This is a genomic window from Candidatus Marsarchaeota archaeon (genome assembly GCA_023485295.1).
Lineage (GTDB): Archaea > Micrarchaeota > Micrarchaeia > Micrarchaeales > Micrarchaeaceae > Micrarchaeum_A.
Genome location: JAMCZQ010000004.1, coordinates 21129 through 45478 on the forward strand (window position 1 = coordinate 21129; position 24350 = coordinate 45478).

General features: G+C 47.8%; 14 protein-coding genes and 1 tRNA gene. 8 read left to right on the top strand and 7 right to left on the bottom strand.

What is annotated here, in order from left to right; all coding sequences use genetic code 11:
- The first annotated feature begins 158 nt into the window (after positions 1 to 158).
- Entirely contained in the window at positions 159 to 1202 is a 1044-nt protein-coding gene (locus M1125_01985) for an LD-carboxypeptidase (GenBank protein ID MCL5404589.1), read from the top strand.
- A 30-nt stretch (positions 1203 to 1232) separates the two neighbouring features.
- Here the strand turns inward: M1125_01985 and M1125_01990 are convergent, their stop codons facing one another.
- The 6 genes from M1125_01990 to M1125_02015 form a co-directional block, all read right to left on the bottom strand.
- Entirely contained in the window at positions 1233 to 2453 is a 1221-nt protein-coding gene (locus M1125_01990) for an acyl-CoA dehydrogenase family protein (GenBank protein ID MCL5404590.1), read from the bottom strand.
- Between the two features lie 4 nt (positions 2454 to 2457).
- Positions 2458 to 2976, bottom strand: coding sequence for a gamma carbonic anhydrase family protein (locus M1125_01995; protein ID MCL5404591.1), 519 nt, complete (start codon positions 2974 to 2976; stop codon positions 2458 to 2460).
- Between the two features lie 4 nt (positions 2977 to 2980).
- A complete protein-coding gene (locus tag M1125_02000; GenBank protein ID MCL5404592.1) occupies positions 2981 to 4201 on the bottom strand; it encodes an acyl-CoA dehydrogenase family protein in 1221 nt (406 codons plus the stop codon).
- 1 nt (position 4202) lies between these two features.
- Positions 4203 to 4664, bottom strand: coding sequence for an SRPBCC domain-containing protein (locus M1125_02005; protein ID MCL5404593.1), 462 nt, complete (start codon positions 4662 to 4664; stop codon positions 4203 to 4205).
- An 87-nt stretch (positions 4665 to 4751) separates the two neighbouring features.
- The gene (locus tag M1125_02010) at positions 4752 to 5429 is read right to left on the bottom strand and encodes a DUF72 domain-containing protein (GenBank protein MCL5404594.1); all 678 of its coding nucleotides are present in this window, start codon (positions 5427 to 5429) and stop codon (positions 4752 to 4754) included.
- A 34-nt stretch (positions 5430 to 5463) separates the two neighbouring features.
- Positions 5464 to 6780 carry a PQQ-binding-like beta-propeller repeat protein gene (locus M1125_02015; protein MCL5404595.1) on the bottom strand — a complete coding sequence of 439 codons (1317 nt, stop codon included), beginning with the start codon at positions 6778 to 6780 and terminating at the stop codon, positions 5464 to 5466.
- Positions 6781 to 6875: 95 nt separating this feature from the next.
- On the opposite strand from M1125_02015, the gene M1125_02020 reads away from it, so the two are divergent.
- The 3 genes from M1125_02020 (at position 6876) to M1125_02030 (ending at position 19146) form a co-directional block, all read left to right on the top strand.
- Positions 6876 to 6947: transfer RNA gene (locus M1125_02020), tRNA-Val, on the top strand.
- A 130-nt stretch (positions 6948 to 7077) separates the two neighbouring features.
- On the top strand, positions 7078 to 7752 hold the full coding sequence (locus M1125_02025; GenBank protein MCL5404596.1) for a hypothetical protein: 675 nt from the start codon (positions 7078 to 7080) through the stop codon (positions 7750 to 7752).
- 135 nt (positions 7753 to 7887) lie between these two features.
- Positions 7888 to 19146 (top strand): PKD domain-containing protein, encoded by an 11259-nt coding sequence (locus tag M1125_02030; protein MCL5404597.1) that lies wholly within the window; start codon positions 7888 to 7890, stop codon positions 19144 to 19146.
- 84 nt (positions 19147 to 19230) lie between these two features.
- Here M1125_02030 and dcd read toward each other — a convergent pair whose 3' ends face one another.
- On the bottom strand, positions 19231 to 19749 hold the full coding sequence (gene dcd, locus M1125_02035; GenBank protein ID MCL5404598.1) for a dCTP deaminase: 519 nt from the start codon (positions 19747 to 19749) through the stop codon (positions 19231 to 19233).
- A 253-nt stretch (positions 19750 to 20002) separates the two neighbouring features.
- Here dcd and M1125_02040 point away from each other — a divergent pair, with 253 nt between their 5' ends.
- From M1125_02040 to M1125_02055, 4 genes are all read left to right on the top strand, one after another.
- Positions 20003 to 21691 (top strand): B12-binding domain-containing radical SAM protein, encoded by a 1689-nt coding sequence (locus M1125_02040; GenBank protein MCL5404599.1) that lies wholly within the window; start codon positions 20003 to 20005, stop codon positions 21689 to 21691.
- A gap of 6 nt (positions 21692 to 21697) precedes the next feature.
- Positions 21698 to 22231, top strand: a complete 534-nt coding sequence (locus tag M1125_02045) for an adenine phosphoribosyltransferase (protein MCL5404600.1) — start codon at positions 21698 to 21700, stop codon at positions 22229 to 22231.
- Positions 22232 to 22269: 38 nt separating this feature from the next.
- Positions 22270 to 22887, top strand: a complete 618-nt coding sequence (locus M1125_02050; GenBank protein MCL5404601.1) for a hypothetical protein — start codon at positions 22270 to 22272, stop codon at positions 22885 to 22887.
- 184 nt (positions 22888 to 23071) lie between these two features.
- Positions 23072 to 24346 (top strand): DEAD/DEAH box helicase, encoded by a 1275-nt coding sequence (locus M1125_02055; GenBank protein MCL5404602.1) that lies wholly within the window; start codon positions 23072 to 23074, stop codon positions 24344 to 24346.
- The last annotated feature ends 4 nt before the right edge of the window (positions 24347 to 24350 follow it).

Below are 24350 nucleotides of genomic sequence, written 5' to 3' on the forward strand. Positions count from 1 at the left end.
ATATATAACCCCAGCATCTGAATATAAAGCACAGAGTAACTTTTTGCTAGATAAATTGCTGCCGGGCTGTTAATAGCATGCTCATTCCTAGTTCACTCATGCAGCACTTCATTGTACGAAAGCAATAATAACATGCACAAAGATATCCGAACGATGCAATGCAGATAATAAAACCTAAAAGACTTAGCGAAGGCGATACGGTAGCTATAGTTTCGCCTTCGGCCGGGGTTCCGGCACGGTTTCCGCATATATATGGGCACGGGCTGGATATGATAAAAAAGCACCTCAGGCTTGAAGTTAAGGAGTATAATACAGCTAGGAAAAGCAATGATTACCTTTACACGCATCCGCGTGAAAGGGCGGAAGACATAAACAACGCCTTTGCAGACAAAGAGGTAAAAGCAATAGTCGCAAGCATAGGAGGTGACGATTCGGTAAGGATATTGGATTACCTTGACATGAAAGCCATAAAGAATAACCCGAAGATCATAATGGGATTTTCGGATTCTACTACGTTTTTAGATTATATACACCTAAAAACAGGACTCATTACATACAATGGGCCTACCATAATGGCTGGGTTTGCGCAAACAGAAAGATTTCCAAAATTGTTTTTGGACATGATTAGGAGTTTGCTTTTCGAGCCAACGGAAAAATACGAGTATCACAGCTTCCCTTTCTGGTCAGACGGCTATCCGGATTGGGCTGAAAAGAGCAACGTAGGAAAAATAAATGAAAGGCACAAGAACGATGGATGGCACTGGCTTCAGGGCAATGGCGTAGTGAAAGGCAGGCTTTTCGGTGGATGCGCAGATGCACTTGAATTCATGAAAGGAACGCGCTTTTGGCCTGGAAAAGATTTTTGGGATGGAAAGATATTATTTCTAGAAACTTCCGAAGACAAGCCCATGCCAGATACGGTAAAGTACTGGGTGAGGAATTACGGCAGCCAGGGGATACTAGAACGGATAGCTGCGCTGCTGATCGCCATGCCTTCTGGGTATTCAATGGAAGAAAAAGAGAAAATGGAGAACAAAGTACGCTCAGTCCTCAGCCTGGAATTTGGAGCAGGTAAGATTCCCCTTGTTACCAATATGGATTTTGGACACACAGATCCAAAATTCATCTTGCCAATAGGAGCAATGGCAGAAGTGGATGCATCAAAGAAAAGGTTTAGGCTCTTGGAAAATTCGGTTTCATGAGTTGAAGCCATGGCTCACTCAGGATGAATATCAATCATACGCTTCATATCCTTGTCCGAGAATATCCGAAGCGATCTTCAGGTCCTGTATCTCGTCAGTGCCCTCGTATATGCGCGCAACCCTGCTGTCGAGGAACAGCTGCCCCACTGGCGACATCAGCGAATACCCGAAGCCGCCGTGCACCTGCACTGCTTTGTCCGCAGACTCGAACGCAAGCCTTGACGCAATGCGCTTTGCCAAGGCGGAATGCAGATCAGCATAATTTAGCAGCTGCTTGTCATCAGGGTTTTTATCCGACGCCTCTTTTGCCATTATTGCTTTCAGAAGCGGCCACCTCGCCATCTCAAGGTTATGCCGCATTGCTGCAATGTGCTGCTGTATCAGCTGGTGCTTGCCTATCTCCTTGCCGTGCTGCACCCTCTCTTTAGCCCTCTTCAAAGACGAAGACAAAGATGCTTCTATTACGCCTATGCACGCAGAACCTATGCCTATCCTGCCGTTAACAAGGGCTGAATATGCAACATGGAGCCCCTTGCCCTCTGTTCCAAGTATGTCCTCTTTCTGCACCCTTACATTTTCGAAGCTCAGCATCGCGGTATCTGATGTGAACAGGCCTACCTTTTCCTTAAGCACCGCATCCACGCCAAAGCCTTCAGCCTTCGAATCTATTATGAAGGCTGTTATATTGCCGCCAGCTTTCGACTTAGCAAAGAGTATCATATAGTTGCATATCGATCCGTTGGTGATAAGGTATTTTGTGCCATTTATTATAAAGTCTTGGCCGTCCTTCTCATATGTTGTGCTCATAATGCTCGGGTCGCTTCCTGCCTCCGGCTCTGTAAGCGCAAAAGAAAATATCGAGTCGCCATTTGCCATGGGCTTAAGATACATGCCCTTTTGCTGCTCAGTGCCCCATCTTGAAATCGCATTTGCAGCTATGAATGTCTGTACGTCGTAAAGAGTGGCAAACCCTAAGCCGAGCTGCCCAAGCCTCATTTGCACAAGCGAGTGCGTTATCTGCCTTAAGCCCATGCCCCCCTGCTCCTTGCTTATCGGAATGCCGAAAAGCCCGTGCTTCCTTGCTATGCCTATCGCTTCAGTGTCAAATTCGTGGTTCATGTAGTGCTCGTATTCCGGCATTGCGAGCTCCTCTGCAGCAGCGTCTGCCTCTTCAAACGCATTGGCATCCTCTTTTGAGAAGTTGGTAAAACTCGATGCATATTTTATGTCTTCGGCGAATTCCTGGTCCATCCTATTACCTGCGTTTTTCAAGGTACTGCTTGGCGAGCTCCGCGTAGGCCTTCCAGTTTCTTGTTATCCTTGCCCTGTGCGCCTTACTCACCTTTGCCTTTATCGTTCCTGGAACGCCCATCACTATGCTTCCGTCAGGTATTGCTGTGCCCTCGGTCACAACAGACCCTGCAGCCACAATGCACCAGTCGCCTATTTTTGCTCCCTCCAGCACCATGCTGCCCATGCCTATGAGGCAGTTGTTGCCTATGGTGCAGCCATGCACTATGGCCCCGTGGCCTATTGTTACATTATCGCCGACTATCGTCGGGAACTTATCCGCGGTCCCGTGCATGACGGCATTGTCCTGCACGCTTACGTTCTTGCCTATCATTATGTAGTGCATGTCTCCGCGAAGCACTGCTCCATACCATATGCTGGAATGCTTTCCTATCCTGACATCGCCTATAAGCATTGCGGTTTCAGCTATAAAAGCTTCTTTATCAACTTTCGGAGCCTTTCCCTTGAACTGCATCATTGCCATTTAGTCACCTATACGCCTCATAGCCCTTGCCCAATAGCTCCGAAGCGATCTTTAGGTCCTGTATCTCGTCAGTGCCTTCGTATATGCGCGCAACCCTGCTGTCCAGGAACAGCTGCCCCACTGGCGACATCAGCGAATACCCGAAGCCGCCGTGCACCTGCACTGCCCTGTCCGCAGACTCGAACGCAAGCCTTGACGCAATGCGCTTTGCAAGCGACACGCGCAATTCTACTTCTTCCATGAGCTCCTTATTTTCCGGATTGGCCTCGTAATCCGCTTTCCTTAGCGCCGCGAAGTACGCGGGCCACCTCGCCATCTCAAGGTTCTGCCGCATTGCTGCAATGTGCTGCTGTATCAGCTGGTGCTTGCCTATCTCCTTGCCGTGCTGCACCCTCTCTTTAGCCCTCTTCAAAGATGCGTTAAGCGAGCCTTCAATGACACCCACGCAGCCGGCTGCGACACCGAGCCTTGCATTTAGCAACGCGGAATACGCCACGTTCATGCCCTTGCCCTTCGGCCCGAGCATTGAATCTTCCGGAACTTCCACTTCAGAAAGGTCTATCATGCCTGTATCTGATGTGAACAGGCCTATCTTTTCCTTAAGCTGCGTGCGCGAAACGCCATCGGAATGCGCATCCACTATGAATGCGCTTATCTCGTTCGCAGCATCTGCTGATCTTGCGAATACGATTATGTAGTCAGCTATGGTGCCGTTTGATATCAGGTATTTGGTGCCGTTTATGACATAGCCGGAGCCGGATTTTTTGTATTCGCTTTTGAGCGATGCCGGATCGCTTCCTGCCTCCGGCTCTGTAAGGCCAAAAGCGTATACCTTCTCGCCCTTTACGTTTTTTGGAAGATGTTCGGCTTTTTGCTGCTCAGTGCCCCATCTCTGGATAGTCTGTGCGCACAGGAACACCTGCACGTTGATGAAGCTTGACAGGCCCATGCCGAGCTGCCCAAGCCTCTCCTTTGCCAAAGTGGAAATTATCGGCTGCATGCCAAGGCCGCCATACTCAGTGCTTACAGGTATGCCTATGAGATTGTGCTTTGCAAGAACCTTCGGGCCTTCAGTGTCAAACTCGTGGTTCATGTAGTGCTCGTATTCCGGCATTGCGAGCTCCTCTGCAGCAGCGTCTGCCTCTTCAAACACGTGCAGCTCTTCATCGCTGAACCTGCGCATCATTCCTACATCTTTTACCGATCTGCCAAATAGCTCCTCCATATCACGCACCATGCTGCCCAGTAGATTCCAGCTTCGCTTTTAGGTTTGCGGCTATCTCCTCAACCTTCTCATCGGTGATCTTCCTTATTATCGGCTCGCTGACGCCGCTTATTATGCCTGAAAACTCCGCTACTGCATCCCACGAAACCTTCGATGAAGATGCGCCTGAGCCTGCAACGCTAAGCGTTATGCTTATGCTCACCTCGCTGCCAAGCCCCTTGCCTGAAAGGGAATACCTTGCGGCGCCCTCTTCAGTAGTTCCTACAGTGCCCGAAAGCTTGAACGGGCCCCTGACCATGCCTATGCCCAAATTGATCGTTATTGAAAAATGCGTGCTGTCAAGCTTCTTGAAATCCTTGGAATCCGGAATGCACGAAGCTACAAGCTCAACATTAGAAATCAGATTTTTGACCTCTTCTGGCCCGGCATCCAAGTCTATCGTGCCGCTGAACTTTGTCTGCATGATTATTCTTGCCTAAAAAACTTAATAGCCTTTCCGCATTCCTAAGCCAGGTTTTATTGAGAATGCAGATGCGTGCGCAATGCGGCTTCAGCACTCTAGCATTGCCCTGAACTCCCTTGCGTTCTGCAGCATGTCATGGTCGTTGTTGAAGAATGCGAATATCCTTGAAGGCCTATGCTCCATCGCCATGCTGGCCATAGTGCCAAGCTCTTTTTTGCTGTACATGTATGAATACCAGGAGCGCCTGCCATGGAAGCGCATATATACGACATTATTCTTGTCCCATATTCTGCCATGCACCTCTGGCGAATCTGGCGAAACAACCACGCCCTTAAAGTCCAGCCTTGAAAAATCAAAGGAATACCAGCTGCTGTGCCTGAATTCTACTGCAAGCCTCTTTTCATCGAAGCTCTTCACGAAATCAAGGAGCCTTCCCTGCATGTTTGCAGTAAATTTCGGAGGCATCTGTAGCAGGTAGAGCGATATGCTTTTGTCAAGGGGCCTGAACAGCTCAAGGAACCTGCCAAACAGATCGACAGCCTTGTCGTTAAGCATGTGCATATGCGTAACGTACCTGTTCACCTTTACAACCCAGTCAAGGCTTCTCTTTGCGCTCCATGCACTTACCTGGCTGCTTGACGGGAACCTGTAGAAGCTGGCGTTGAGCTCGATTGCGTTCAGGCCGCTGTTCCTTATGTACCAGTCAAGCGTATGGCCCTCGTTCCATGTATACATCCATCCGGATGTCCCAACACTGCAGCGCATAATATCACCTCTATTGCACAGGCGTGCCTTATGCCTAATGCGGAATTATGCCGTTTGCCGGAATGCTTTTTATAACGCCGTTTATGCCGAACAGCACAATGTGGCTGCCTATAACCACCGGGTTTCCGGGCCCCATATACACTCCTGTTTCAGATTTGCGCGCTACACTGCCGTTCGCAGTTATGGCGAAAGCGGTCCCATTGTAGTTGACATATATGAGATAGCCGTCCAGCACGTTAACGTTTGATGACCCTATGCCTGTGTAAACATCCCATAGCATGTTCCCGTCGGACGCGTTCAGGGCATACAGCGTATTAGACGATGTAGGTTCGACAAGGACCATGCCGTTATAGATGGAAAGCGGTGGCATTTCTATTGGAGGCGCAATCTGCGGCGGCTCCTGCACGCCGTAACCGACCATCCTGTCCCACACTATCTTCCCATTAGACGCGTTCATCGCCACTATGTATAGCCTATAGCCGTTGTCGGCTATTGCTTGCGTATAGCTTGTTATTACATCTCCCATGTATATTACTGGCGAGCAGTCGTCAAGCCCGCCATACGCGTTGATGCCGTCGCTCCATAAGACCTTGCCGTTTGAAGCGTTTATGGCGTAAAACCGGTAAGGCCTCGCGCCTCCGAAATAGACTATGCCGTCAAGCAGCGCAGGCGATGACATGCTGTCGAAAGAAGGTATGCTTGTGTTCCACACTTGGGATCCGGCAATGGCGTTAATTCCGTAAACAGCGCCTGCGCCAGTGGGCTCCACTATTATTCCATTGTAATAAGCTGGCGTTGGCATGTCTTCTCCAAAGGTATTGAATTCCCACATGAGGCTGCCGTTGCGTATGCTTATTGCTGCAATGTAGTTCGTGCCGTTTCCCCTTATTGAAATGCCTTTGAAGTTGTTGTTGCCAAGCCCTATTATCGCCTCGTTGCCTATAGTTATCGGCTGCGTCATAGCCTCATTTGGCAGCGCATCGTACCATATGGTATTGCCTGTTGTTGAGTTTATCGCTATCATGCCGCCAAGGTAAGTGCTCATATAGGTCAACCCGGCCAGTATCTCGCCATCGTAATAGGACGGATTCACTATTATTGAGCCGTTGATGCTGATGTTGAAAGTTCCTGCGCTTCCGTTTATCGCATAGGCATGGTAGTTATTCTGCTCGTATTGGTAGTTGTAGCCTGAATAAAACTGCGGCACGTAAGGCTTCAGGTCAGGTGCTGCTGAGCGCTGCGAGCCAAGCGCGTATGCAGACAGCAGCGCAGCTGCTATGGCAATTGCAATCACTGCAGCCAGTGCCTGTGCACTAGACCTTTTACCTGCTGCTTTCCTAGAAGCTGCCATAGTCTAATAAGGCTAAACCAATATTTAATAATCTGAAGCATTTGCAGCCTCCAGGCATAGAATATTAATTTTTTGTTGGAAAATACTCACTGCATGGGCTCGTAGTCGAGTGGTAAGACGTCCGCTTCACACGCGGGAGATCCGGAGTCCGATTCTCCGCGGGCCCACTAAAATTTTCCTCCATGCCATTGCAGCTTCTCCTGCGATGCAAACTCTATATATTAGGAATTGCAATAATTATTCGGAATTGCGCGTTTAGCCTTTTAAAGTTAATTATAGCATAAATAAATGATCAGGATGAAGCTCTTCAGGCCGGTTCTTGCAGCGCTGCTGTTCATAGTGTTCACTCTTTATTTCACTTACTACTTCGGGCCAACGCTTGTAATGCTTCACATGAACCCTTCATCAAGGCTTTCGTTCTTCATCTCTTCGCCGTTCAACGTTTCTACTGACGGAAGCCTGCTCCTAAATCTTTACATTCCTGCGGTTGTGATCTTCGCGCTGGGGTTCTACCTAAAGAATTTTAACACCGCTTTCCAAAAGAAGTGCAACCTCAGGTCCATATTCCTCATGAGCATTGTGGCGAGCTATGCGAAATCTGTTTTTTCAATGGTGCACTACAACGGCTATGCGGATTTTGGCATCTCCCTTGGGACTTCAGTGATAACGCTGTCGTTCATGGTCGCCTTCATGATTTCACTTGAAGTGTATATAGATGACAAGGAAAAGTACGAGCATCTTTACAGCAGGTTCATGTTTGCAATTATTGCATCGCTACTTGCAATTTTCGCCTTTCTAATAACAATGAGCTTCTTCTTCAATACCACCAGCACGCTGGTCCATGCGGTTGGCCTTACCGCATTCCTCATAATGTTCATTCCTTTCTATGAGCGAGCCAACATAGCTAAGTTTGCAAAGAGGGAAGAGCACGAAATTGAGCGGGCCCTGCACGCGGCAGGCCAGCCTGAATGAGCCCTTAATGCTAAGAAAGCTTTTTATTTGTTTCGCGGACCGCTTTTATGGAAAGATATATATATTTGCTTTGAGATGGCTTCGTGCGCTTTTGTAGGAAAAAGCTTTGTATTTTATGCTGTAGGGGTAGTCTTAATGTCTATTGGCAAATTCAAACCGGTTTTCGCAGCCATGTTGATGGCTGTATTCCTTATCGGAATCGTTCACGCAGCACCTGTTTTGACATCGCTGTCAGCGAGCAACAGTACGATAGATTTAGGCCAGTACGTCACATATAATGTAATAGCCAGCAATGTGATATCTCCTTTTACTGTAAATTTGATATATACTGGTGGTCCAGGGACTGTTGATGAAGAATCTGCAGTAAACGTCATAGAAACTAATTCGATAACATCAAACGGTGTGGTTACATTTACAAGCTTCAACGGCTTTTCTACAACAGGTTCTTATTCATTCAATGCAATAGGAACTTCAAACGGCATATCAGTATCAAGCAACGAAAATACAATAACCGTGAATTCTGCGCTTGGAACGCCAACCATATCATCAGCATCATCCTCTTATGATTCAGGTCAGACAGTCATCCTTACTGCTTCAGCTTCAGGCGGCACGACTCCTTATTCATATCAGTGGTATAATGATACATCAGGAACAGCAATAAGCGGTGCAACATCAAATGTGCTTAGCCTCACTGCAAACTCCCCTTCAACTAAAATATTCAGCTACTTCGTATCAGTCAAAGACAGCGCCACAACCCCAGAAACTGAAAACAGTGTAGCAGCAAGCGTGAAAGTGTATCCTCCACTTAGCGTTACAGTCACCAATTCTACGGTATATCTGGATGCAGGCCAGGAAATAGACTTTACGGCATCAGCTTCAGGCGGCACAGGAGCTGCAGATTATACTTATGAATGGACTTATGGATCTCTGACACCAGTAAGCGGCTGCACTTCAGGGAACACCGCAACAACATGCAAGGTTGAAGCTACTACTGCAGGTACATATACAATAAATGTTGCAGTGACAGACAATGGCATTCCAACCCCAGAGACTGCAAATGCAGAAGCATCTTTGACTGTAAACACCGATCCTGTAATAACCTTAACACCAACACCAGTTGCTGCTGATGGTGGACAGGCAGTAGTATACACTGCTTCAATCACAGGCGGCACCGGTCCCTTCAATGTAGAGCTTTACAATATAACAAAAGTAACCTCTTTTATACCAAATATAATCATTGATGAAGACTCCAGCGGTAATTTCGTATTTACTTCACCTGCATCAGGCGCAGTTGTGAATTTTAATGCCATTGCAACAGATACAGGCACCAATGTGCCATACTTATTTACGTCCGGCAATGTTGAGCTCACTGGCTCGCCATCACCTTATATAACAATAAGCCCGTACAGCGGCTCTAATGCTGGCAACCTGTTTGATGCAGGCCAGCCAATAACATACAAGTTTCAGATTACAGGCGGCACCGGCCCGTTCGAAGTCCTATTGCATAATGTAACTGGTTCAAGTACGCAAATCTCAAATATAAGCGTTCCAAGAAGTAGTACCCGCGTAGAAACTGGCAACTTCATGTTCGATTCAGGTACGGAAGCAGGGACATTTGAATACAATGCTATAGCTACAGATACTGGATTAACGCCTTCATACTATGTTTTCAATTCCATAACAAACACAATAGTGGTGCACGGCGCACCTTCTGTAAGCCTTGCCCCGAGCAATGCCATAGCCGATGCAGGCCAGTCCGAAACGCTTTTGGCATCAGTCACTGGCGGCACACCCCCATATACATACACATTCTACAATCTATCAGGCTCTACTCCAAAACCAATAAGCGGCTGCACTTCAATACCTTCAAGCACATGCACATTCACAACTTCTGCAACAGGCAGCTTTACGTATAATGTAGTGGTGACAGACAGCGCCACTACACCGGAAACCTTCAACTCGATACCGATATCAATAACGGTAAACACTGCACTGGTGGCAAACGCGCCGCTTGTAACTAATTCAATACTTGACCAAGGTCAGAGCTCTACATTAATATCTCAGGCTTCTGGCGGAACGCCACCATACACCTATGAATGGTTTGAAAATTCCGATGATGAAGGCACAGGGCCAGAATACCAGTTCATAACAAGTTCAAGCACACCTAAAGGAACGTATACCTTTGATTATAAAGTAACAGATTCCGCCTCTACGAATTCAGTAGTCACATCAGGTACAAACACGGTAACCGTTAACACAGCTCCTTCAATAACCCTTACGCCAAGCAATTCTGTCTTAGACGCCGGCCAGTACGAGACATTTACAATGCACGTAACCGGCGGCACCGGCCCGTTCGACGTAGAGCTCTACAATATTTCCGGTTCTAAAGCTGTCGGGAACGTGATAATATCCTCACCCGGTGGCAGCAACACAATAACTTTCAAGACATCAAAAACAGGCTCATTCGAATACAACGCCATCGCAACAGACGAAGGCACAACAGAGCATTATACATTCTCTTCTGTAACCAATACCATAACGGTAGACTCTGCCCTTTCCGCAAACCCGATATCGATAAACGGCACAAAGTTTGACATAGGGCAAAGCATCGCGCTTTCAACAACCCCACCAACAACAGGAACGCCACCATACACCTATGACTTCATAATAGAGAGTTCCACAGGAGCAACACTGTTCTCTTCAGGCTACACATCATCAAACACATACATGTACACTGCGAACACTCTTGGCACAGATATTGCCAACGTAATAGTAAAAGACAGCGCATCAACACCATCATTCTCAACATCAAACACTGTAACATTCACAACAGTATCAACTCCTTCAATAACACTAACGCCAAGCAATTCCGTCTTAGACGCCGGTCAGTACGAGACATTCACAATGTCTGTAACAGGCGGCACCGGTCCCTTCAATGTAGAGCTTTACAATATCACTGGCAATACTATAGTCGGCAGTGTCATAGTACCATACGATGGCAGCAACACAATAACTTTCAAGACATCAAAAACAGGCTCATTCGAATACAACGCCATCGCAACAGACGAAGGCACAACAGATCCATACACAGTCACCTCTTCAGTCAATACCATAACGGTAGACTCTGCCCTTTCCGCAAACCCGATATCGATAAACGGCACAAAGTTTGACATAGGGCAAAGCATCGCGCTTTCAACAACCCCACCAACAACAGGAACGCCACCATACACCTATGACTTCATAATAGAGAGTTCCACAGGAGCAACACTGTTCTCTTCAGGCTACACATCATCAAACACATACATGTACACTGCGAACACTCTTGGCACAGATATTGCCAACGTAATAGTACAAGACAGCGCATCAACACCATCATTCTCAACATCAAACACTGTAACATTCACAACAGTATCAACTCCTTCCGTAACCCTTACGCCAAGCAATTCAACGCTTGATGCAGGCCAGTACGAGACATTTACAATGTCTGTAACAGGCGGCACCGGTCCCTTCGATGTTGAGCTTTACAATATTTCAGGCGGAAAGCCAGTTGGCAACGTCATAGTACCATACGATGGCAGCAACACAATAAGCTTCAATGCCTTAAATTCAGGCTCAAGCCCGCTTACACTGAGTTACAACGCCATCGCAACAGACGAAGGCACATCAGATCCATACACAGTCACCTCTTCAGTCAATACCATAACAGTCAATACTAAACCTGTGCTCACAATAAGCCCAAGCAATCCAACAATAGACTCTGGCACCGAAGAAACATATACTATGCACGTAACAGGCGGCACCGGCCCGTTCGACGTTGAGCTCTACAACATTACCGGCGAAAAGCCTCAGGGAAGCAATGTAATAATATCGCTTCCAGGCGGCAGCAACACCATAAGCTTTACAATAAATTCACCAACAGCAATCACCTATTCATTCAACGGAATCGCAACAGACGAAGGCACCACAACACCTTACGTATTCAACTCAACAAAGAGCAGCATAGAAGTGGCCGCAAGCGTCGGAATAACCCTTACGCCCAGCAACATAACGCTTGACGCCGGCCAGTACGAGACATACAATGCCGGAATAACAGGTGGAGTCGGTCCGTTTAATACAGAACTATATAATATAACTGGCTCAAAGCAGCAGGGTGGCACCCACAATGATTCTATAATAAGCGGAGATTACGGCACGTTTACCTTCCAAACCGGAGTGCCAGGAACCTATGAATACAACGCCATCGCAACAGATACTGGCACAACACCACCAGAAAAGTTCAGCTCAAGCCCTCCAAATACCATAGTGGTATATAGTACACCAACAGTAAGTTTAAGCCCAAGCTCACTATATATAGATTATCCACAGCCCGAAACGCTATCTGCAACAGTGACTGGAGGAAGCGGAGACTTCCTTTACACATTCTATGAGCCTTCTAGCGGCACTGCGCCTATATGCTCCCAATCTACAAGCAGTACATGCACGGCTGTCGATGATTACAACGGTATCGGTACTGACACGTTTAATGTAATAGTGACCGATATCGGAGTAACAACGCCTTACACATTCAATTCGCCGCTTCTTAGCGTTTATCTGCATCCTGAGCTCGAGCCTGCTGTAGTGAGCCAACCTACCTCAACCTACACGCTTGACGTAGGTCAGACAATGACCATAAGCGCATCTTCAGCTAGCGGAGGAACCCCGCCATACACATATACATGGTCGATAGCTAGCGGCACATCATGCCCTAGATTTGTGGTACCTGGAAATGTGCATGAATTTAGCTATACCCCAACAGGTCCATCGAGCAATTGTGAATTTACCATAGCCACAGAAGATAGTGCATCTACACCAGAGACAGGTACAAGCACAACATCAAATATAATTATTGATTCTAAGCCTGTAGTTTCATTGTCACCAACAAATCCAGTAATAGATGCAGGCCAAAGCATAGCTCTACATGCATCAGTCACTGGCGGCACCGGTCAGTTCTCATACCAGTGGTATACAGGAATCCCAGGCGGCAGCAACACACTAATAAGTGGAGCCACTGGCACTTCGTATGACGCAAATACACCATCTACAACCTCATACTTTGTAGTGGTCACAGACACAGGCACAAATACGCCATATACATTCAATTCCATAAAAGACACAGTCACAGTAGATGCAGATCCATCAGTAACAGTATTGCCCCCAACTTCAACACTTGATGTAGGTCAGTCAGAAACGCTTTCTGCATCAGTCACTGATGGTACAGGCTCGTTCTCATACCAGTGGTACAACGACACAAAAGGAACAGGCGCAGCAATACCAGACGCAACATCATCCTCGTACACATTCAACGCAAACAACGCAAACACGTTCGAATATTACGTGGTGGTCACAGACACAGGCACAACAACAGGTGCAACGCCTACTATTACTGCTACGTCAAACAATGCAGTAATAACTGTTAACAAGGATCCGTCTATTGCAATATTCCCATCATCTGCCACAATTGACGCAGGCCAGACAATAAAGTTCACAAACAAAACGTCGGATGGAACAGGTCCGTTTACCTACTCGTATTCCGTATCTCCAAACAACGGATTCACTAAAAACGACAACAGCTTCACATTCACAACACCAAACACTTACACCGTGAAAGAAACCGTAACTGACGCAAACGGAGAAACTGCCAATGCAGTTTCAACAGTCACAGTTGATGCAGATCCATCAGTAACAGTATCGCCCCCAACTTCAACACTTGATGCAGGCCAGTCCGAAACGCTTTCGGCATCAGTCACCGGCGGCACCGGCACATATAGCTACCAGTGGTACAACGACACAACAGGCAAAGGCACAACAATATCCGGCGCAACATCATCCTCGTACGCATTCACCGCAAACAACGCAAACACGTTCAAATATTACGTGGTGGTCACAGACACAGGCACAACAACAGGTGCAACGCCTACGATTACCGCTACGTCAAACAATGCAATAGTAAATGTATATAACGACATTACTCCATCTGATATAATCATATCTCCAAGCCCATTCACCGTAGACGTGGGCCAAAGCATAGCCCTGCACGCATCAGTCACCGGCGGCACAGGCACATATAGCTACCAGTGGTACCTCAACGGCAATACATTCGGCACGGATTCAGACACTCTTACCTTTAACGGAAACAGCTCTACTCTATCAACTTCGGTAAATAGAATAGAATTAAAAGTAACAGATACAGGAACGTCTGTAACTCCATACCTAAGTGCAAACTCGCCAATAGATTATGGCACTGTTAACACAGCTCCTTCCGTAACCCTTACGCCAAGCAATTCCGTCTTAGACGCCGGTCAGTACGAGACATTCACAATGTCTGTAACAGGCGGCACCGGTCCCTTCAATGTAGAGCTTTACAACATAACAGGCAATACTATAGTCGGCAGTGTCATAGTACCATACGATGGTAGCAACACAATAACTTTCAAGACATCAAAAATAGGCTCATTCAATTATAACGCCATCGCAACAGACGAAGGCACATCAGGGCATTATACATTCTCTTCTGTAACTAATACAATAACTGTAGACTCTGCCCTTTCCGCAAATCCGATATCGATAAACGGCACAAAGTTTGACATAGGGCAAAGCATTGCGCTTTCAACAACCCCTCCAACAACAGGAACGCCTCCATACACCTATGACTTCATAATAGAGAGTTCCACAGGAACAACACTGTTCTCTTCAGGCTACACATCATCAAACACATACATGTACCCTGCGAACACTCTTGACACAGATATTGCCAACGTAATAGTAAAAGACAGCGCATCAACACCTTCATTCTCAACATCAAATACTGTAACATTCACAACAGTATCAACTCCGTCCGTAACCCTAACGCCAAGCAACACGACTCTTGATGCTGGTCAGTACGAGACATTCACAATGTCAGTCACCGGCGGCACCGGTCCATTCAACGTAGAGCTCTACAACGTTTCAGGCGGAAAGCCTGTCGGCAACGTCATAGTGCTATACGATGGTAGCAACACAATAACTTTCAAGACATCAAACACAGGTCCGTTCGAATACAACGCCATCGCAACAGACGAAGGCACCACGGATCCATACACATTCAGCTCGAACACTGAACTTATTGGAGTAAACAGCAAGCCATCCATAACCCTAACGCCAAGCAACACGACTCTTGATGCTGGTCAGTACGAGACATTCACAATGTCAGTCACCGGCGGCACCGGCCCGTTCGACGTAGAGCTCTATAACATCACTGGTGGAAAGTCTGCCGGAAATGTCATAATACCATATGGCGGCAGCAACACCATAAGCTTCCAGGCAGGCTCCAACACACTATCAAACGCATTCGAATACAACGCCATCGCAACAGACGAAGGCACCACAACACCTTACACATTCAACTCTGCAAGCAATACAATAACAGTATCTCCAGCGCCTACATTAACTCTAACTCCTTCATCGTACTCTGCTGACGCCGGCCAGTACATAATTTATACGGCCAAAGTGTCGGACGCAGGCTTCGGACCATTCAGAGTGCATCTTATGCTAGATAATGTGATTGTGGCAACGGATACGATAACATCTCGTGGAGGCACGGCAACATTATCATATCTTACAAGCAACGCAAATATAGGCGTGCTTTCATTCAATGCCGTAGGAACAGACGAAGGCACCACAACGCCTTACGTGTTCAACTCTCTTCCGGTAACCGCTAACGTATATGCAACTCCAACAACAACGCTTGAACCTAGCAACTCAACGCTTGATGCCGGCCAGTACGAATCGATAAAAGCTCCAATAAGCGGAGGCTCTGGCTACTTTACTGTAGATTTCGTTAGCAAAAATGGAAACATACTGCATACAGACACGCTTACTCCAGGAAACAGCATTGCCTATTACAACTATTCCACAACGGATACTGGCACGTTTGTTGACCACATATCCGCTAAAGACACCGGCGTTACAATACCATACAGCTTCAATTCGCCTACAAACACGATCTATGTATATCAGGCCCCGACAGTGACATCGTTCAGCGTGAGCAACCCAACAATAAGCAATAGCCAGACAGAATATTTCACTGTAAGCGAGGAATACGGCAAAGGCCCGTTCGAAGTAGAGCTCTTCAACGTAAGCAGCAACAGCAGTGTACCAATAACCCCTGGCAATATAGTGACGCCTGGCGGCAGCAACACCATAGGCCTTCCAATGGGCAAGACAGGAAGCTTCACATACAAGATGCTGCTGACTGACTTGGGCACCACAACGCCATACAAGTTCAATTCGTCAACCGAAACCATAAACGTGTACGAGGCCTCTGGTGCAACCCTTAGCGGCAATACGCCACTAGATTCCGGAGAAACAGAAACCCTTACTGTGGACATCTCCAACGGCATAGGGCCATTCGAAGTGGAGCTGTACAATATGACAGGAAGCAAGGAGCTCACAAGCTTCAGCGTGTCAAATTCGGTAAGGTCTGGAAGCTATTCATTCACTGTCGGATCGTTGTCCAACGGTGCAGCGTTTGAGTACAATGCAATAGTTACAGATGAAGCAACAAAGCAGGTAGTATCATCCAATCCTTTCACCGTGACTGTAAACACGGCTCTTGGTGCGCCTCACGCCCCGAGCATTTCAGCCCAGAAAATAGACCAGGGCCAGACAGAAACAGTTACTGATACTATTCCAAGCACAGGCACAAAGCAATACACCTATGAATGGCTAGTAAGCCATAATGGCGGCAGCTATAGCGAGGCTTTAAGCAGCGAGTGCGCAGTGCCAAGCGGCACTGCCTCTGCAGGACAGCTTGTAACATGCAGCTTCGATACAAATCAAACAACTCTTACCGGAAACTATATATACAAATTGCAGGTGACAGATTCTGCAGAGCAGCCAAGCACCGTAACATCAGCACCATCAAATGCAGTAACACTTGCTGCTATACTTATTTCCACCATAAGCTCAGCTCCATCTACGATAGACGCCGGCCAGTCAATCTTAATGTCAGGCAGTGCATCCGGAGGGTTTACGCCTTATTCGTACCAGTGGCTTGCAAAAGCTCCAGGCCAGAGCGCGTACACGGCAAGTGAAGCCAATACTCTCTGCGGAAGCTCTGCACAGTCAAGCTCTTGCGACTTTACAACTGCATCAACAGCCAATCCTGGATTATATGGACTGGAGCTCGTAGCCACAGACAGCGCCACAACTCCAGAAACTGTTACCTCTGCTCCAGTAGCAGTCACAGTAGATGCAGATCCATCAGTAACAGTATCGCCCCCAACTTCAACGCTTGACGTCGGCCAGTCCGAAACGCTTTCGGCATCAGTCACCGGCGGCACCGGCACATATAGCTACCAGTGGTATAACGACACAACAGGAACAGGCGCAACAATACTAGGCGCAATATCATCCTCGTACGCATTCACCGCAAACAACGCAAACACGTTCAAATATTACGTGGTGGTCACAGACACAGGCACAACAACAGGTGCAACGCCTACGATTACTGCTACGTCAAACAACGCAATAATCACTGTGAGCAATAACCCTTCACTTACAATATCTCCGTCATCTGCCACAATTGACGCTGGCCAAACAATAAAGTTCACAAACCATACGTCATACGGAACATCTCCATATACCTACTCGTATTCCGTATCGCCAAGCACCGGATTCACTGAAAACGACAACAGTTTCACATTCGCAACAGCAGGCACTTACACCGTGAAAGAAACCGTAACTGACGCAAACGGAGAAACTGCCAATGCAGTTTCAACAGTCACGGTTAATACAAAACCAACGGTTACGCTGACGCCTTATAGCGGCAACACGATAGGCAATGAGTTCGATAGCAACCAAGTAATAACATACAACGTAATGGTCACCGGTGGAGTCGGTCCGTTCGACGTAGAGCTTTACAACATAACAGGCAATACCATAGTCGGCAACTTAATAACCTCACCAGGCGGCAGCAACACAATAAGCTTCAATGCATTGGATACAGGATCAAATACGCTCATACTGACTTACAACGCCATCGCAACAGACACAGGCACCACGATACCATACACATTCAGCTCTGCAAGCAATACAATATACGTACATCCTGCTCTCGGCTCTGGGCTTATGCTCAGCAACGCCACTTTGGATGTAGGGCAGTCAACACTAATAACGGCAGAGATACATGGAGGCACCCCGCCATATACGTATGAATTCGAGCTAGGCAACACTATAATTAATACAAACAATACTGCAAATACTATAGCATCGTATTTCTTCACGCCAAACAGCATGGAAACTGGCAACAGCGTGACTGTCAACGTACTTGTCACGGATAGCGCAACAACTCCAGCGCACGAAACACTTAGCAACACAATAACAATAATGCCACAGCCAACAGTCACAATAACGCCTAACGCAACAGCTTTCTATCCAGGAAACGTGATAACATACAAAGTAATGGTAACCAACGGCATAGGCCCATTCAATGTAGAGCTTTACAACATCACCGGTGGAAAGCCAGTTGGCAACGTCATAGTGCCATACGATGGCAGCAACACCATAAGCTTCAATGCCTTAAATTCAGGTACAAGCCCGCTTACACTGAGTTACAACGCCATCGCAACAGATACTGGTACAAAAACCCCATACACATTCAGCTCTGCAAGCAATACGATAACGGTTTATAACAAGAGCGTTACTACAACTACTACGACAACCACAACAACCACTACTACAACGACCACAACCATAGCTCCATCTAATGGCGGCGGCACCGGCGGCGGCGCAGGAGCCCCACCATCCTCTGGAGGTGCAGGCGCTTTTGTACCTACTGTGACAAGCTTCAACACAACGAATTCCACATGCTACCAGATAGTTAACTTCACGCAGCACAACTTCGAAATATTGAACTTCAGCAGCATAAGGCTTAAGATAACCGAGAACTACATAAGCCCGAACGACTCAGGCGTAAGCGTGAACAGCACGGCATACGAGCTTTTCGTCGGCAAGCAGGTCAATTTCACATTAGGCGGCAGCAAGTTCTACCTGCTCATGACAAACCTGTCTTACATACCAAAGATAGACACTATAAAGCTTGATGTCTGTGAATACAAGCCAACACCTGCAAAGACGACAACCGTGCCAACAACAAGCACCACCACTGTACCAACAACTATAGCAACAACCACCATAGCGCCAACAACAAGCGCGACTACGACAGTGCCTCCTCCACCACCTGCAAAGGCAGGTCCATACCTAATTGCAGCCGTAATAGCGCTTGCACTGCTGCTGATACTGCTTGGATACTTCCGCAGGACAAGGCGCAATACATCATCCACTGCACAGCACTCTGGAAGCAAGAAGAACAGGTGATTTAACACTAGCGCATGCATTTTTGCATGCGCCTATTTTTTATCTTAAGCCTATAGCGGCCAAATCACTGCTTGCTTGCGGTATTCACGGGCTTTCCTGGCCGTAATACCTGCCTTTGTATGCGCCTCCGCCCCTTGCTTCTTCGAGTATTATCTGGCATATCCTGACGCCAGGCTTGAGCTTAAGGCTTACTGGGGACAGATTCGCTATTTCAAGCACGACCCTGCCGTCGCTGCCAGGCTGCACGAAGCCGCTGCTTACGTGCACGAGCAGCCCAATCCTTGCAAACCTCGACCTGCCCTCTATCCTGCCTGAAATCGCCCGCGGCAGGCTTATCCGCTCCATTGTTATGCCGTTTATGAACTGGCCTGGCTTTATCGTTATCGAGCCTTTCTCTGATATCCTGACCAGCCTGCTAACTACCTTGTGGTCCAGGTTGTCATCCACTTCAAGGGCCTTCGCGCTGCTGCTGAAAACCCTGAATTCATCGCCAAGCCTCAGGTCTATGGACCCTGGGCCTATCTGCGAGTAGTCAAACGGCTCTATCCTGAGCTTGCCGCTTGCAAGCAGCTTCCTTATGCCATTATGCGTTATTACTGACATCCGCTATGGAATTGAAAGGATAAAGCTTAATTACAATAGCACGCAAGGCATGCCAGGCTGCAGCGAAAATGCCTTTAAGATTTTTGCTAAAAATCCATTGCATTTTTGCCTTTTGCAGGTCGTAGAATTGCGAAATTTCCCTCTTTAAATTTTTTACTATATTCTAAACGAAAAACCGCAAACCTTAAATACAAATGCTTAAAAAATAAGTTTAAAGCTGATTATAAATTAAATTTTATTTGAAGGTAATGCGATGGCAAAGTACGTATTGGTTTCAGATTCAAGCCTCTCAGCAAGCTACCGGGACTTTCCGCTCCTGGAATTCCTGCCAAGCGCCCCTGCGCACGCAGTTCCTAATTCGATATACTACTTCCTGAAAGGCCCGCTCTACGATGCAGACTCGGAAGGCAGGTCGAAGATAACCACCTATGCGCTTAGGAAGCTTGAAGCCGCGCTGCTCCAGAGGAACAGCAGGAGCGACGTTGTGGTGGCTCACGAGGACCACCTCGGCCAGCTCATAACTGACGATACTGAAATCATAGCGGTCAACACCATGGACCCGCTCGGCATAGGCCCGCTTACAATGTCATATTTTGTGCTTATGGGCGCCGAGAAAGGCGCATGGGTCGCCAAGGAATGGCGCGCCCTGATGGCCAAGATAAACGCCGCAAGAAAGGGCAAAAAGGCCAAGCTCGTGGTCGGCGGCCCAGGCGTATGGGAATTTACCATACACCCGGAAGAGCTTGACGCGATGAACATAGACTATGCGTTCCAGGGCGAGTCCGAGGACGTCATATGCGACCTGTTCGAGCAGCTTTCCGCAGGCTCGCTGGACAAGAACGAATTCTTCGAAGGCTATATGACAATAGACGATGATTTCCACAGGAGCTATGTCAGCAATCCCAAATTCATATCAAGGAACAAAAGCATAGGCACTTCTGTGCCGTTGGAAAAGATCCCGCTGATACAGGGCCCTGTGCACTCAGGCATGGTCGAGATAATGCGCGGCTGCGGAATAGGTTGCGATTTCTGCGAGGTCACGCTAAGGCCGCTGAGATACTATACCAATGAAATGATAAGGAAGGAAATAGAGGTGAACGTCAAGCTTGGCGGATTCGACAACGCCTGGCTCCATACTGACGAGTTCTTCGGCTTCAGGCACACAAAGCCGACATTCGAGCCCAACGAGGAAGCCCTGATAGACCTTGTAACGAACGTCATGTCAATAAAAGGCGTGAGGCGCACCAACCCCACGCATGCAAGAATATCTCCGGCAGCAGCCTATCCAGAGCTTATAGAGAAGCTTTCTAGGATAATGAAGGCAGGCCTGTCCAACTGGATAGGCGTGCAGGTGGGCGTCGAGACAGGCAGCGACATACTTGCAAAGAAGCACATGCCAAACAAGACCCTGCCGCTGAAGATAGGCGCGGACGGCAGCTGGAGCGAGATCGTATGGCGCGGCACAAGGAACATGAACAAGTACTACTGGAGGCCGGCGTTTACAATACAGTCTGGCCAAAGGGACGAGACGCCTGAAGACAACTGGGACACTGTAGCGCTTATAAACAAGATGAGCAATTCCTACGTCGACAGAAGGCCTTTGGAGTTCACAATAACGCCGATGCAGAATGTGCCTCTCGGCCTTATAAAAAGCAAGGGCTTCAGCGTAGGCATGCTCACGGAATCGCAGTTCGCAATGTACTACGCAAGCTACAGGCACCTTTACAAGATGGCGCTTAGGAACGCAAGGCGCGAAAGCAAGGGCAATCCTGTTGTCAAGATGGGCACTGCATCAGTAATATCGCTTGGCGGCTGGGTCATGATGAAGTTCGTGGAGAAGCTTGCAAGGAAGGCTGGAGTAGACATAGAGAAGGTGAAGCGCTACGGCCTTACAAGCGAGTCGGAAAAGATCGAAACCCTGGTGGAATTCAACAAGACGTGACCCCTGATGCTTCTTAATGAAGAGCTGCGCAATGCGATCATAGACATACCCGATTATCCAAAAAAGGGAGTTGCATTCAAGGACGTCACGCCAGTATTCCAGGACGGCGGCTTATTCTCAAAAACTGTTGAAGCGCTAGCTGCAGAGCTTGCTGGCATTGGCATTGGCAAGGGCTGCTTCATAGCAGGCGTCGAGGCAAGGGGCTTCATAATAGGCGCTGCCCTGGCGCTTAAGCTGAACACCGGGTTCGTGCCGATAAGGAAGGCAGGCAAGCTGCCGAGGGCTGCGATAAAGGAGAGCTATGAGCTTGAGTACGGGACCGCTTCAATAGAGATGGAAAGCGATGCAATGCCGAAAGGCTCGCGCGTTGTAATAGCCGACGACCTGCTTGCTACAGGCGGCACTTCAATAGCCGCCTACAATCTTGTAAGAAGGCAAGGCTCAAACCCCGTGGCGTTCGCCTTTATCGTAGAGCTCTCATACCTGAACGGCAGGCGCAGGCTTCCGTGCAAAGCGGTGTCGCTGCTTTCCTACGCATGATGCAAAGTTTTAAAAAATGCCTGCAAAAAAGGTAGATTATGGAAGATTATGAAATAATAGAGCATGCAAAATCCCCTGAAAAGGACATTGCGTACATAATAAAGGCGATAAATTACGCAATCCCTACATATATACGCATAGAATCTGGCAAGGAGATAAATGTCGGCAGCATCGTGCAGGTCGAAGGCAAGCAGGTGTTTTTCAGCAAGGAGGCCATAGGCTCAGTAAGCGAGCTTAAAAGCGGCGCTGGCATTCCTATAAACACTGACTATGACATAAAATACACTGGTGGCTATTCCAAGGACGGCAAGACCATATACCTCGCTCGCACATTTCCAAAGACCCTGCAAATAGACGGGAAGGAGGTAAGCATGCTCGAATCCATAGGCAGGCACCACGAGCTGGTGGAGAAATGGCTCGTTGACGACATGTACGAATATGCTTACGCCCACGAGATAGCTACGAAGATAGAGAGGCAGTACGTGGAGTCTCTTGGCGTAAGCTGGGAATCCTACAATGCTGCGGTCGGAAAATATCTTCATGATAATTACGAGAAGAAGCTGGAGCGCAGCCCTGCCGACCTTGACGTATCCCCATACGTCTATTCAAACGACACGGAAGCCATGAAGGAAATACGCGAGAGCGTAGCTCCCTGAACCAAATGCCCAAAGCATAGGTTTAATAATTATATTCAACAAAAGTAATATATGGAACCGTAAGAACGGTGCCAAAAGAACATAAGTGTCTTGTTTTGATGCACGCTACACTGCAAAGAGTATGCGCATTCGGCAAGGTGCTTGTTTTGCATACTGCATAACAGTATGGACCATACGTGATTGATTGGAAACATTTGAAAAATTCGGCATTAAGGAAAGCATACTGAGAGCGCTAAGCGAAATAGGGTTTGAAAGCCCGACAGAAGTTCAGGCAGAGACAATACCTGAAGCGCTTGCGAACAAGGACCTGATAGTCAGGTCAAAGACTGGAAGCGGCAAGACCGCGGCATTTGCCATACCTATACTGCAAAGGCTGTCCGGCAGCGGCGTCCAGGCGCTGGTTATAGCGCCGACAAGGGAGCTTGCGCTGCAGATAGAGGGCGTATTCCGCAGCATAGGCAAATATGCTGGTGCCAGGACCGCCATAGTATACGGCGGCGTTTCAATAAACCCGCAGATAGAAAGGATAGAGCGCGGCGCAAACATAGTCGTTGGGACGCCAGGCAGGATAATAGACCTGATGGAGCGGGGCGCCCTTGACCTGTCTTCCATAAAAACGCTTGTGCTTGACGAAGCGGACATAATGCTGGAGATGGGATTCATCGAAGACATACAATATATAATAGAAAAGCTCCCTCCAACCAGGCAGATGATGCTTTTTTCAGCAACGATGCCAAAGAAGATAAAGGAAGTTGCATACGAATACATGCGCTCCATAAAGAGCATAGAAGTCGGCGGCGAAGAGGAGCTCGCAGTGAAGCACATAGAGAACACCTACGCATTGGTGAGCCGCACATCAAAATTTTCAACGCTTCTTGCATACATAGAGCAATACAAGCCCAGAAAGGCGATTATATTCTCGAAGATGCAGCGCAGCACTGAAGTAATTTACAGGATACTGCGCGACCAGGGCTATAGCCCAATAATGCTGCACGGCGGCATGACCCAGGCGAAGCGCGAATACGCAATGCAGAATTTCAGGCATGCCAAAGAGGGCATACTCATAGCGACAAACGTTGCTGCCAGGGGCATAGACATAGTAGACGTATCAGATGTCATAAACTTCGATGCACCCGAAGAGCCTGCAGTTTACCTGCACCGCGTCGGCCGTTCAGCGAGAATGGGCAGGAACGGCAGGGCATTTACGATAATAGAAAGGGAAGATTACGGTCTGGTGGGAAGCATAGAAGCCTTTGCCGGAATAAAGCTTAACAGGATAGACGTAAACGCCAGCAAATTCGAGCACATAAACTTCGGCAAGTATTTCAGCAGGGATAGCGCCAACAGGGGCCATGGATTCCAGAGGCAGCATTCGCAATATCCGCAGCGATCCCAGCATTCCGGCAGCGGCATGAACCGCAGGCGCGAAAGCAAAAGCAGGTTCTACAATAAAAGATAAAGCA

What these genes read in the sequence shown, in the direction of transcription:
- M1125_02005 (MCL5404593.1), bottom strand. Translation starts at nt 4,664, where the DNA reads ATGCAGACAAAGTTCAGCGGCACGATAGACTTGGATGCCGGGCCAGAA.
- M1125_02015 (MCL5404595.1), bottom strand. Translation starts at nt 6,780, where the DNA reads ATGGCAGCTTCTAGGAAAGCAGCAGGTAAAAGGTCTAGTGCACAGGCA.
- M1125_01995 (MCL5404591.1), bottom strand. Translation starts at nt 2,976, where the DNA reads ATGGCAATGATGCAGTTCAAGGGAAAGGCTCCGAAAGTTGATAAAGAA.
- M1125_02010 (MCL5404594.1), bottom strand. Translation starts at nt 5,429, where the DNA reads ATGCGCTGCAGTGTTGGGACATCCGGATGGATGTATACATGGAACGAG.
- M1125_02050 (MCL5404601.1), top strand. Translation starts at nt 22,270, where the DNA reads ATGGAAGATTATGAAATAATAGAGCATGCAAAATCCCCTGAAAAGGAC.
- M1125_02025 (MCL5404596.1), top strand. Translation starts at nt 7,078, where the DNA reads ATGAAGCTCTTCAGGCCGGTTCTTGCAGCGCTGCTGTTCATAGTGTTC.
- M1125_02000 (MCL5404592.1), bottom strand. Translation starts at nt 4,201, where the DNA reads ATGGAGGAGCTATTTGGCAGATCGGTAAAAGATGTAGGAATGATGCGC.
- M1125_02030 (MCL5404597.1), top strand. Translation starts at nt 7,888, where the DNA reads ATGTCTATTGGCAAATTCAAACCGGTTTTCGCAGCCATGTTGATGGCT.
- M1125_02040 (MCL5404599.1), top strand. Translation starts at nt 20,003, where the DNA reads ATGGCAAAGTACGTATTGGTTTCAGATTCAAGCCTCTCAGCAAGCTAC.
- dcd (MCL5404598.1), bottom strand. Translation starts at nt 19,749, where the DNA reads ATGTCAGTAATAACGCATAATGGCATAAGGAAGCTGCTTGCAAGCGGC.
- M1125_01985 (MCL5404589.1), top strand. Translation starts at nt 159, where the DNA reads ATGCAGATAATAAAACCTAAAAGACTTAGCGAAGGCGATACGGTAGCT.
- M1125_02045 (MCL5404600.1), top strand. Translation starts at nt 21,698, where the DNA reads ATGCTTCTTAATGAAGAGCTGCGCAATGCGATCATAGACATACCCGAT.
- M1125_01990 (MCL5404590.1), bottom strand. Translation starts at nt 2,453, where the DNA reads ATGGACCAGGAATTCGCCGAAGACATAAAATATGCATCGAGTTTTACC.